The organism is Thermomonas sp. HDW16, assembly GCF_011302915.1.
Lineage (GTDB): Bacteria > Pseudomonadota > Gammaproteobacteria > Xanthomonadales > Xanthomonadaceae > Thermomonas.
Map to the genome: position 1 here is coordinate 441333 of NZ_CP049872.1, position 11966 is coordinate 453298.

Annotated in this window: 10 protein-coding genes; 8 read left to right on the forward strand and 2 right to left on the reverse strand. The window is 66.1% G+C overall.

Annotation, left to right across the window (positions count from 1 at the left end; all coding sequences use genetic code 11):
• The first annotated feature begins 34 nt into the window (after positions 1-34).
• On the forward strand, positions 35-1264 hold the full coding sequence (ubiM, locus tag G7079_RS01925; protein WP_166055034.1) for a 5-demethoxyubiquinol-8 5-hydroxylase UbiM: 1230 nt from the start codon (positions 35-37) through the stop codon (positions 1262-1264).
• On the opposite strand, the gene G7079_RS01930 is transcribed toward ubiM, so the two are convergent.
• Positions 1261-1650 (reverse strand): YkgJ family cysteine cluster protein, encoded by a 390-nt coding sequence (locus tag G7079_RS01930; protein WP_166055036.1) that lies wholly within the window; start codon positions 1648-1650, stop codon positions 1261-1263. The genes ubiM and G7079_RS01930 overlap by 4 nt on opposite strands.
• Positions 1651-1676: 26 nt before the next feature.
• Here G7079_RS01930 and oleC point away from each other — a divergent pair, with 26 nt between their 5' ends.
• The 5 genes from oleC (at position 1677) to G7079_RS01955 (ending at position 7907) form a co-directional block, all read left to right on the forward strand.
• Positions 1677-3368, forward strand: a complete 1692-nt coding sequence (oleC, locus tag G7079_RS01935) for an olefin beta-lactone synthetase (RefSeq protein WP_166055038.1) — start codon at positions 1677-1679, stop codon at positions 3366-3368.
• Positions 3365-4357: a 2-alkyl-3-oxoalkanoate reductase gene (gene oleD / locus G7079_RS01940; protein WP_166055040.1), complete on the forward strand. Its 993-nt coding sequence runs from the start codon at positions 3365-3367 to the stop codon at positions 4355-4357. Before oleC ends, oleD begins: the two co-directional genes overlap by 4 nt.
• Before the next feature lie 165 nt (positions 4358-4522).
• Positions 4523-5161 carry an SCP2 sterol-binding domain-containing protein gene (locus G7079_RS01945; protein ID WP_166055042.1) on the forward strand — a complete coding sequence of 213 codons (639 nt, stop codon included), beginning with the start codon at positions 4523-4525 and terminating at the stop codon, positions 5159-5161.
• The gene (gene ubiB / locus G7079_RS01950; protein WP_166055044.1) at positions 5158-6810 is read left to right on the forward strand and encodes a ubiquinone biosynthesis regulatory protein kinase UbiB; all 1653 of its coding nucleotides are present in this window, start codon (positions 5158-5160) and stop codon (positions 6808-6810) included. Before G7079_RS01945 ends, ubiB begins: the two co-directional genes overlap by 4 nt.
• Before the next feature lie 50 nt (positions 6811-6860).
• Positions 6861-7907 (forward strand): NAD(P)-dependent alcohol dehydrogenase, encoded by a 1047-nt coding sequence (locus tag G7079_RS01955; protein ID WP_166055046.1) that lies wholly within the window; start codon positions 6861-6863, stop codon positions 7905-7907.
• 73 nt (positions 7908-7980) lie between these two features.
• Here G7079_RS01955 and G7079_RS01960 read toward each other — a convergent pair whose 3' ends face one another.
• On the reverse strand, positions 7981-10737 hold the full coding sequence (locus G7079_RS01960; RefSeq protein ID WP_166055048.1) for a pitrilysin family protein: 2757 nt from the start codon (positions 10735-10737) through the stop codon (positions 7981-7983).
• On the opposite strand from G7079_RS01960, the gene G7079_RS01965 reads away from it, so the two are divergent.
• Positions 10736-11509, forward strand: coding sequence for a pseudouridine synthase (locus G7079_RS01965; protein WP_240906218.1), 774 nt, complete (start codon positions 10736-10738; stop codon positions 11507-11509). The genes G7079_RS01960 and G7079_RS01965 overlap by 2 nt on opposite strands.
• 6 nt (positions 11510-11515) lie before the next feature.
• Positions 11516-11935 carry an alternative ribosome rescue aminoacyl-tRNA hydrolase ArfB gene (arfB, locus tag G7079_RS01970; protein ID WP_166055052.1) on the forward strand — a complete coding sequence of 140 codons (420 nt, stop codon included), beginning with the start codon at positions 11516-11518 and terminating at the stop codon, positions 11933-11935.
• Positions 11936-11966: the final 31 nt, after the last annotated feature.

Here is an 11966-nt window from a genome sequence, read left to right on the forward strand (position 1 = left end):
GATAGCGTGGGAACCCCGATCCGGGAGGTTTCCCATGCAGTGCGATATCGCCATCGTCGGTGCCGGTCCCGCCGGCCTGTGCTTCGCCCGAGCGCTGGCCGGCAGCGGCCTCAAGGTGGTGTTGGTGGAGCAGGCCGCCGCCGAACGCCTGGCCGATCCGCCGGACGATGGCCGCGAGATCGCGCTGACCCATCACTCGCAGCGCTTGATGGCCAAGCTGGGCCTGTGGGAACGCCTGAGCGAGGAGGAGATCGGCCTGTTGCGCCAGGCCAAGGTGCTGGATGGCGATGATCGCGACGGCCTGCTGTTCACGCCAGAGGAGGCCGGCAAGGACAACCTGGGCTGGATGGCCGGCAACCACGCGATCCGCCGCGCCGCGTGGGAGGCGGTGGCCGGCCAGCCGGATCTGACGCTGCTCGATGGCGAAAAAGTCAGCCTGGTGCATGCCGATGCCGCAGGCGCGGTGCTCGCCCTGTCCGATGGCCGTGAACTGCGCGCGCAGTTGCTGATCGCCGCCGACAGCCGCTTTTCGGAGACGCGTCGCGCGGTGGGAATTCGCGCATCGATGCACGATTTCGGCCGCACCATGCTGGTGTGCCGCATGCGCCACGAGGTGCCGCACGCGCAGACCGCCTGGGAATGGTTCCGCTACGGACAGACGCTGGCGCTGCTGCCGCTGCACGATCCGCAGGTGTCCTCGGCGGTGCTGACCCTGCCGCAGCAGGAGATTCGCCGCCTGCAAGCGATGTCCGAAGACGAGTTCAACCGCGACATGGCCGCCCGTTTCGATGGCCGCTTGGGCGCGATGACCCGGCTCGCGCCACCGGTGGCCTATCCGCTGGTCGGCGTGTACCCGCAGCGTTTCGTCGCCAGCCGCTTCGCCACCGTGGGCGATGCTGCCGTCGGCATGCATCCGGTGACCGCGCACGGCTTCAATTTCGGGCTGCTCAGTGTTGATGCGTTGTCGCAGCGGGTACTGGAGGCGCATCGCGCTGGCCGCCCGTACTGGAGCGACGCGGTGCTGCACAGCTACGACATCGAACATCGCGCCGCCACCCGTCCGTTGTACGAAGCCACCCGCCTGATCGCCGGCCTGTATGGCAACGACCGCCTGCCGGCGCGCGCGCTGCGCAAATTCGCGCTGGGCCTGGGCCGCCGCGCCGCGCCGTTCCGCCGGCTGGTGATGGCCGGGCTGACCCAGGACGGCGGCGATATGCCGTTCGGCGGCGTGCGCCGTACCTGGGTAAGGCTGCGTCCGCGTTAGGTCTCCGGCAGCGGGTTTTTCTCGGCTTCGTCCACGCCGATCCAGTCCTCCGGCAACAGCACCGGCAAGCCGTGCGCGAGGCGTGCCTTGTCGCATTGCGCACTGGCCGCGCCGAATTCGTAACTGGCCGGCACCAGCGCGCAGACCGATGGCCGCCGGTCGTGGATGGTGCAGCGCGAGTAGCGGCCGATGTCGGCATCCAGCGCGATGCAGCGCGGATGCGCCTGCGAGGTGCCGCGCATCGCCCGTTCGTGGGTGCGCAGCGGCTCGGTCAGCTCGAACGGCACCACGCCGCCCAGCGCGGGATCAGCTTCGGACCAGTGGAAACTGACCCGGAAGAATGCGCAGCAGGCACCACAGGTCAGGCAGGGATGTTCGGCGGGCATGCATTATTGTCGGCGACAATGGCGGCATGACGGAAGCCAGCAACATCGCCGCCGCGCTGCCTCGATTGGCGCGCGAACGCCCCGACCAAATCGCCATGCACTGTCCCGGTCGCAACGGCGCCTACGACATCGCCCTGACCTATGCGCAACTGGACGCGCGCAGCGATGCGATCGCCACCGGCCTCGCGAAGCGCGGCATCGTCCGCGGCACCCGCGTGGTGGTGATGGTGCGCCCCACGCCGGAGTTCTTCCTCGTCATGTTCGCCTTGTTCAAGGCCGGCGCGGTGCCGGTGTTGGTCGATCCCGGCATCGACAAGCGCGCGCTGAAGCAATGCCTGGACGAAGCCGCGGCGGACGCCTTCATCGGCATTCCGCTGGCGATGCTGGCGAAGACGCTGTTGGGCTGGGCGAAATCGGCGCGGCTGCGCATCACCACCGGCAAGCGCGCATGGTTCGCCGATGCGACGTTGGCCGACATCGAGCGCGATGGTGCCGGTGCCGGCGCGCAACTCGCGGACACCCGGCCAGACGACGTGGCGGCATTGCTGTTCACCAGCGGCAGCACCGGCGTGCCGAAGGGTGTGGTGTATCGGCACCGGCATTTCGTTGCGCAGATCGACATGCTGCGCGATGCGTTCGGCATCGAAGCCGGCGGCATCGACCTGCCCACCTTCCCGCCGTTTGCCCTGTTCGATCCCGCGCTTGGCCTGACCAGCATCATCCCGGACATGGATCCGACGCGGCCCGCGCAGGCGGATCCGCGCAGGCTGCATGCGGCGATCAAGCGTTTCGGCATCACCCAGCTGTTCGGCTCACCCGCACTGATGCGCGTGCTGGCCGAACATGGCGAACCGCTGCCGACGATCAAGCGCGTGACCAGTGCCGGTGCGCCGGTACCGCCGGACGTCGTGGCGAAGATGCTGCAACTGCTGCCGCCGGATGCGCAGCTGTGGACGCCGTACGGCGCCACCGAATGCCTGCCGGTGGCGGTGATCGAAGGCCGCGAACTGCTGACCTTGCGCGAACGCACCGAAACCGGCGCGGGCACCTGCGTGGGACGGCCAGTGCGGCCGAATGAAGTGCGCATCATCCGCATAGATGACGAGGCGATCCCCGATTGGAGCGATGCGTTGCTGGTCGGTGCAGGGCAGGTCGGCGAGATCACCGTCGCCGGGCCCAGCGCCACCGATGCCTATTTCAACCGCGATGCGCAGACGCGCTTGGCGAAGATCCGCGAGGTTCTTCCCCCTCTCCCGCTTGCGGGAGAGGGCCGGGGTGAGGGCGCGCTTGGCGAGCGCATCGTCCACCGCATGGGCGATCTAGCCTATTTCGATGGCGAAGGCCGGCTGTGGTTCTGCGGTCGCAAATCCCAGCGCGTGGTGGTGGATGCGTCCACGACGTTATGCACCGAACAAATCGAACCAGTGTTCAACACGCATCCAGACGTGGCGCGCAGCGCGCTGGTCGGTGTCGGCGCGAAGGGCACGCAGCGGCCAGTGCTGTGCGTGGAATTGCGTGCCGGCGTCGACAAACGCGAATGGCCGCGCATCGAAGCCGAACTGCGACATCTGGCTGATGGCTATGTACATACCGCGAAGGTCGAGGTTTTCCTGCGCTATCCGAAACCTTTCCCGGTCGATATCCGCCACAACGCCAAGATCGGCCGCGAGAAACTCGCGGCATGGGCCGCGACGCAACCCTTGAAGGACAACGCATGAAGATTCTGGTGACGGGTGGCGGTGGTTTTCTCGGCCAGGCGCTGTGTCGCGGTCTGGTCCAGCGCGGGCATGACGTCACCAGCTTCAACCGCGGCCATTACCCGGCGCTCGATGTCATCGGCGTGCGCCAAATCGCCGGTGACTTGGCGGATCGCGACGCAGTGATGTCCGCCTTTGCCGGCGGCTTCGATGCGGTGTTCCACAATGCTGCCAAAGCCGGCGCCTGGGGCAGTTACGGCAGCTACCACCAGGCCAATGTGGTCGGCACGCAGAACGTGCTGGATGCCTGTCGCACACACAGCATCGGCAAGCTGGTCTACACCTCAACGCCCAGCGTCACCCATCGCGCGACGCATCCGGTCGAAGGCGGCACGGCGGAGACCGTGCCTTACGGCGAAAACTTCCAGGCGCCGTACGCGACCACCAAGACCATCGCCGAGAAAGCGGTGCTGGCGGCGAACGATGCGAGCCTCGCCACCGTGGCACTTCGTCCGCGCCTGATCTGGGGGCCGGGCGACCAGCAGATCCTGCCGCGGTTGGTGGAGCGTGCGAAGGCCGGGCGTTTACGTTTCGTCGGCGATGGCGAAAACCTGATCGACACCACTTTCATCGACAACGCCGCGCAGGCGCACTTCGATGCGTTCGACCATCTCGCGCCCGGCGCGGCCTGCGCCGGCAAGGCCTACTTCATCAGCAATGGCGAACCGAAGACCACGCGCGAGACCATCAATGCGCTGCTCGCTGCCGCAGGTGCGCTGCTGGTGGACAAGACCATTCCGTTCCGTGCTGCTTACCTGATCGGCGCGGTCTGCGAAGGGCTGTGGCATGCGCTGCCGCTGAAGGGCGAGCCGCCGATGACCCGCTTCTTGGCCGAGCAACTGAGCACCAGCCATTGGTATTCGATGGCGCCTGCCACGCGCGATTTCGGTTACGTGCCGAAAGTAAGTTTTGCGGAGGGTATCGACCAGTTGCGGGCGTCGTTTCTTTGACGAAACTGAAGTTGCTTGCACTGCGACATCGGTAGCCCGCTGGCCGGCCGGTATGCGCAGAGCGGGCCATGGATGGCCCGCGCCCGCGACTCAGTCGTGGATGACTGGACGGAGCGGCTGCGCATACCGGCCGGCCAGCGGGCGGGGCGAAGCTACAATGCCCGCATGACCGAAGCGCCATTCAACTGGAAGCAACCCGCCGGCAAGGCGCTGGAAGCCGCGCTCAATCGCGCGCTGGCGCTGGATGCGGACACCCAGGCCGCCTTGCGTGGACTGGACGGCCAGCGCGTGGCGCTGACGCTGACTTCTCCGCAGCTCGCGATGCAGGTGCGCGTGGAGGGCGATGCACTGCGCGTGGGACCACTGGATGGCGAGCAGGAACCCGATCTTGGTGTGCGCAGCACGCTGGCCGGCCTGCTCGGGCAACTGCCGATGTTCCGCAACAACAACGCGCCACCAGTTGGCAAGCTGCGCATCGAGGGCGATGCCGAACTCGCCCGCCGGCTGCAGCAGCTCGCACAGGGGTTCGATCCGGACTGGCAATTGCCGTTCGTGCGCGTATTCGGCGAAGTGCTGGGCGTGCAGGTTGCCAAGGCGGTGGCCGCAGGATTGAAACAGGCGCAGATCGCCGGCAAGAACTTCGCCGAAACCGCCGCCGAGTACGTCACCGAAGAAAGTCGCGACGTGGTGCCGCGCGCCGAACTCGAAGCCTTCCATGATGACGTCGATGCGTTGCGCGACGACGTGGAGCGCATCGCCGCGAAGATCGCGCGCCTGCAACGCGCGCGCGGAGCAGGCGCATGAAGTCCGCATTGCGTGCGCTGCGCATCGGTCGCGTGCTGGTGCGTTATCGATTGGACGACCTGCTCGACGGCACACCCGCCGAACGCTGGCTGAAGCTGATGCGGCCGTTCGTGCCGAAGGCGCCGGCGCAGATCGCCGAATTGCCGCGTGGTGCGCGCCTGCGCCTCGCGCTGCAGGATCTCGGGCCGATCTTCGTCAAGTTCGGACAGATCCTGTCGACCCGGCGCGATTTGATCCCGCCGGATGTCGCCGAGGAGCTCACGCTCCTGCAGGATCGCGTCGCGCCGTTCGATGGCGATGTGGCGCGGGCGCTGGTGGAGCAAGCACTGGGCCGCAGCATTGACGATGCCTACGAGAGTTTCGACACCACGCCGCTGGCCTCGGCCAGTATCGCGCAGGTGCATGCGGCTACCTTGCCTGGTGGGCGCGAAGTCGTGGTCAAGGTGTTGCGCCCCGGCATCGACAAGCAGATCGCCGCCGACATCGCCTTGTTGAACAGCGTGGCCGGCATCGTCGATCGCACCCATCCGAGCGCGGACAAGATCCGCCCGCGCGAGATCGTGGCCGAGATCCAGAACACCCTGGCTGCCGAACTCGACCTGCAGCGCGAAGCCGGCAACGCCTCGCTGCTGCGCCGCAACTGGATCGATTCGCCCGACCTGTACGTGCCGGAAGTGATCTGGTCGCACAGCGCCGAACGGGCGATGACCCAGGAGCGCGTGCGCGGCATCCCGTCGGACGACATCGCCAAGCTCGACGAAGCGGGCATCGATCGCAAGGCGCTGGCCGCGAAGGGCGTGCGCCTGTTCTACCAGCAGGTGTTTCGCGACAACTTCTTCCACGCCGATGCGCATGCCGGCAACATCTGGGTGGATGCCACGCGCAAGGAAAACCCGCGTTTCATCGCGCTGGATTTCGGGATCATGGGTCAGCTCTCCAGCGAGGATCAGTACTACCTGGCCGAGAACTTCATGGCGATCTTCAATCGCGATTACCGCCGCATCGCCGAACTGCACGTGCAGGCCGGCTGGATGCCGGCGCACCTGCGCATCGACGAACTGGAGGCCGCCACCCGCGCGGTCTGCGAACCGTACTTCACCCGCCCGCTAAGCGAAATTTCTCTGGCCGAAGTGCTGGTGAAGCTGTTCCGCACCGCGCAGCGCTATGAACTCACCTTGCAGCCGCAACTGATCCTGCTGCAGAAGACCTTGCTCAATATCGAAGGCGTGGGCCGCCAGCTGGATCCGAAGATCGACATCTGGGCGGTGGCCAAGCCGGTGCTGGAACAGATCCTGGCCGAGCGCTACAGCCCGCAGCGGCTGGCGGGTGAATTCCGCAAGCGCCTGCCGGAAATGATCACCCGCGCGCCGGAAGTGCCGCGCCTGCTGCACGCCTGGCTGCAGCAGCAAGTGGAAGGCAAGCACGAACTCTCGATGCGCTCGCGCGACCTGGCCGAGTTGGCGCGCGTCGCGCGCGATGGACAGAAGCGCGTGGTTGCCGCGGTGCTTGGCAGTGGGCTGATGATCGTGGCGGCGGTGCTGTATGCGCTGGAAGCCGGCGGCCCGCAGTTGCTGGGCGTGCCGGTGGCGACCTGGATCGCTGGGTTGGGTGGCGCGTGGGCGTTCCTGGCGGCGTGGCCACGACGCTGACTGAACGCAAAAGGCGTTATCGTTCGACTCCCCCATCCCGCGGAACTTCCATGACCACCAAAGCCTACGGCGCGACCGCCGCCGACAAACCCGTTGCCGCGCTCGACATCGACCGTCGCGCGCCGGGCGCGAACGATGTGCAGATCGACATCGCTTATTGCGGCGTCTGCCATTCCGACTTGCACACCGTGCGTTCGGAATGGCCGGGCACGCTGTATCCCTGCGTGCCCGGCCATGAGATCGTCGGTCGCGTGACTGCCGTGGGCAGCGATGTCAGCGGCTTCAAGGTCGGCGATACGGTCGGCGTGGGTTGCCTGGTCGGCAGTTGCCAGCATTGCGCGTCTTGCGATGAAGGTCTCGAGCAGTACTGCACGAATGGATTTGTCGGCACCTACAACGGCCGTACTGCGGATGCGCCTGGTCATACGTTGGGCGGCTATTCGCAGCGCATCGTGGTGGACAAGAAATTCGTGCTGCATATCCGCCATCCGCAGGAACAACTGGCCGCCGTGGCACCGCTGCTGTGCGCGGGCATCACCACGTATTCGCCGCTGCGGCATTGGGGCGCGGGGCCGGGCAAGAAGATCGGCGTCGTCGGCATCGGCGGACTGGGCCACATGGGCATCAAGCTGGCGCACGCGATGGGCGCGCACGTGGTGGCGTTCACCACCAGCGAGTCCAAGCGCGAGGAAGCGCGCAAGCTCGGCGCCGACGAGGTGGTGATCTCCAAGGATCCGGCGCAGATGAAGGCGCATGCGGGCAGCTTCGATTTCATCCTCAACACGGTGGCCGCCTCGCACAACCTGGATGCGTTCACCACCCTGCTCAAGCGCGACGGCACCCTGTGCCTGGTCGGCGTGCCGGAGCATGCGCATCCGTCGCCTGCGGTGTTCAACCTGATCTTCGGTCGCAAGGCGATCGCCGGCTCGCTGATCGGCGGCATCGCCGAAACCCAGGAGATGCTGGATTTCTGCGCGGAGCACGGCATCGTCGCCGACATCGAGATGATCGACGCGCAAGGCATCGAGGCCGCCTACGAGCGCATGCTCAAGAGTGACGTGAAGTATCGCTTCGTGATCGATACCGCGACGATGTAAGCATCAACGCATGCACCAACAAAAAAGCCCGGGAATTCCCGGGCTTCTTTGTTGTCGTGGATCAAAGCGGTGCTTACTTCGCCGCAGCGGCAAAATCACCGGCCACGAACACCGACAACTGCTCCGGCTTGAGGAATTTGCGGATCGCCGCATTCACCTGTTCGACGGTCAGCGATTTCAGCTTGGCGTCGAACTCGGCGCGACGCAGCATCGGCCGGCCCAGGTAGTTGTCGGAGTTCAGCATCGAAGCCACTGCGCCGTCACTGGCGCGCGATTGTTCGCGTTGGGTGAGCATGCCGCTGACCGCATCCTGCAATTCCGCTTGCGTGACGCCGTCCTTGACGAAGCGCGCCAGCTCCTCGCGCACCGCGGCTTCCAGCTTGGCCGCGTTCTGTGGCGCGGCGATGGCCTGGATGCTGAAGCTGCCGGCATCGTCGGTGCCTTCGCGGCTGGAGTCGGCGCTGATGCCGCTGCCGATGCCGTAGCTCAGGCCATCCTTCTGCCGCACGCGATCGCCAAGGCGCGACTTCAGGCCGCCACTGCCGAAGATGTTGTTGGCGACCATCAGCGCGGCATAGTCCGCATCGTCATCGTTGAGCGGCAAGTTCTGGCGGGCGATGAACACCGCGCTCGACTTGTCCGGCGTCTCGAAACTCTGTTTGCGTGCATCCACCGCGTTGTAGCGCGTGTGGATCGGCGCATAGGCCACGCCCGGCTTCCAGTCGGCGAACAATTTCTGCAGCAATGGCTTGACCTGTTCCGGGTCGAAGTCGCCGACGATGGCGATCTGCCCATCGGTCGTGCCGTAGGCAGCGCGATGCCAAGCGCGCAAATCATCCAGCTTCAGCGCCTTGAGGCTGGCGAGTTGTTCGTCGGGATTGCGGTAGCGCAGCGGGTGATCGGCTGGCCACGGATCGAAGGCCTTCGCCAGCGCGTTGCCGGCAATCGCGCCGGGTTCCTTGCGTTGCGCTTCCATGCCGGTGATCGCCTGCAGGCGCAACTGCTCGAACTCGTTTTCCGGGAATGCGGGATTGCGCAGGATGTCGGCGGCGAGGGTCAGCGCCTCGGCCAGTTCGCCACGACGGGTTTCCAGGCCGATGCTCGCGGCCTGGCTGCCGCCGCTCACGCTGGCGGCGGTCTTCAGTGCCTCGAAGCGCTTGTCGATCTGCTCGCGGGTCAGCGTCTTGCTGCCGCGCATCAGCATGCTTCCGGCAAAACCTGCCGCGCCTTCAGGGCTGCGACGCAGCGCATCGACATCGGCGAAGCGGAAATCGGCATTCACTACCACCGTGCCGCCACGGGTCTTCTTCGGCAGCAGCGAGACGGTGAGCGAACCGCCAATGGTGTAGGTCTGTGTGCGTGCGGCGATGTTCGCCGGCGTGGGGTCGAAGACTTCGCCGGCATCGACCGCCGCGCGGCCCTTGTAGCCATCGACCAACGATGCCACCGACGGCGCATCGCCGATCGTCGCGCGCACGGCGTTGTCGGTGGGGATGAAGCGGGCCAGCGTGCGGTTGCTGGGGATGAGGTAGGTCTTCGCCACTCGGTTCACGTCGTCCAGCGTGACCTTGTCCATCGCATCGCGCAGCACGAACCACAGCCGCCAATCGCCGGCGGCGACGTATTCGGACAGGGCCATGCCCACCGAGTTCACGTCGTTGAAAGCGAGTTCGTAACCATTGGCGATGCGCTGCTTGGCGTCCGCCAGTTCCTGCGCGGTGATCGGTTGCGCGGCGATGTTCTCGGCCTGCTTCAGCAGTTCGGCTTCGGCCTTTGCGGCGTCGCCGTCCTTCGGTACCGCAACCACCACGCCGAAAGTGCCCGGATCATGCGAAGCGCCTGCGCCTGCACCGGCGAACGCGGCGAGTTTCGATTCCACCAGCGCCTTGTGCAGGCGACCGCTCGGCGCCTGGCCCAGGATATTGCCCAGCACCATCAGCGCTGGCGTGTCTGGATGGGTGGCCGCCGGCATGTGATACGCCGCGCTGGTGATGCGGATGTCGCCGCTGCGGCGCACGGTGACTTCGCGCTCGCCGTCTTGCGTGGGTTCCACGGTGTAGGCGGTCGGCAGTACGCGTGCGGGTTTCTTCAGCGCACCGAACTTCGCATTGATGGTGGCCAGCACCTTGGTCGGGTCGAAACGTCCAGCCACGATCAGCACCGCGTTGTCCGGCTGGTACCACGTCTTGTAGAAGGCCTGCAGGCGGTCGATCGGCACGTGTTCCACGTCGCTGCGCGCGCCGATGGTGGTGTTGCCGTAGTTGTGCCAGAGGTAGGCGGTGGAGCGCAGGCGCTCGTTGAGCACGCTGCCGGGGTTGTTCTCGTTGCGCTCCAGCTCGTTGCGCACCACGGTCATTTCGCTGTCGAGATCCTTCTTGGCGACGAAAGAATTGAGCATGCGGTCGGCTTCAAGGCCCAGCACGTAATCCAGGGTGGCGTCGTTGGCCGGGAAGCTGCTGAAGTAGTTGGTGCGGTCCAGCGAGGTGCTGGCATTGAAGCCGACGCCGCGCTTCTTCAGTTCGCCGGGGATATCGTCATGGGTGGGCGTGCCCTTGAACAGCAGGTGCTCCAGCAGGTGGGCCATGCCGGTTTCGCCATAGTTCTCGTCCACCGAACCGACCAGATAGGTGAGGTTGACGGTAACCGTGGGCTTGCTGGCGTCCGGGAACAGCAGCACGCGCAGTCCGTTCTGCATCCGATATTCGCAGATGCCTTCGACGCAAGCAGCAGCGGTGATGCCCTTGGGCGGGGTGATGCCGTCGGCGAAGGCGGCGGCGGGCAGGGCGAGCAGACAGGCGAGGGCAAGACTATGCAGGCGAGGATGTTTCATGGAATCCGTTCCAGTGCGGGACAATGCGCGCAGTCTAGCGAAGTGCTGCGATCCGCCCATGTCCGATTCGTCATCCCTGCCGGTGCTGTACAGCGACGAATGGCTGGCGGTGGTGAACAAACCGGCCGGCCTGATGGTGCACGACAGTGCGCTGGCACGTGGCGAAACCGATTTCGCCGCGGATCGGCTACGCGAGCAGTTCGGCAAGCCGATCTTCCTGGTGCATCGGCTGGATCGCGCCACCAGCGGCTGTCTGCTGCTGGCGTTCGACCGCGAGACCGCATCGAAGCTCGGCAAGACCCTGATGTCGGGCGAGGTCGAAAAGGATTACTGGGCGGTGTGCCGCGGCTGGCCTGCGGAACAGGCGTTCACCATCGACCATCCGCTGGATGGCGGTCCCGGCAAGCCGCAGAAGAAGCCCGCGCAGACCGAATTCGAAGTGCTGGCGACCTGCGAATTGCCACTGCCTTCCTCCGGCTTCGACACCTCGCGTTATGCGTGGTTGCGCGCCTCGCCGCAGACCGGTCGCTTCCGGCAGATCCGTCGCCACCTCAAGCACCACTTCCATCACCTGATCGGCGACAGCAGTCATGGCGATGGCCGCCACAACCGCAACTTCCGCATGCTCGGCATCCACCGCATGCTGCTGCACGCGCGGCGGCTGGCCTTCGTGCATCCGCATTCGGGCGAGAAGACCGAAGCATTCGCGCCGGTGGATGCGGAGTTCGCCAAGGCGTTGGCGCTGTTCGGCAACGTCGCTGTGGCCGACTAGACTGTGATGATGCTGCAGATCGGATCCATCGCCATCGACGACGACGAACTGATCGAGCGCTTCGTGCGCGCGTCCGGGCCGGGCGGGCAGAACGTCAACAAGGTCGCCACCGCGGTGGCGCTGCGTTTCGATGTCGCCAATTCGCCATCGCTGCCGGAGCCGGTGCGCGCGCGTCTGTTGGCAAAACGCGACCGGCGGATGACGGCCGAGGGCGTGCTGGTGCTGAGCGCGCAACGCTTCCGCACCCAGGAGCGCAACCGCCAGGATGCGCGCGAGCGGTTGGCGCATTTCATCGAAACCGGCCTGCATGCGCCGAAGCCGCGGATCGCGACCAAGCCTTCGCGCGGAGCCAAGGAACGCCGCTTGGGCGAAAAACGCGGACGTGCGACGATCAAGCGCGGGCGCACGGGGCGGGACTGGGATTGAGCGAGACACAAGACAACGACGTGGTGCTGGC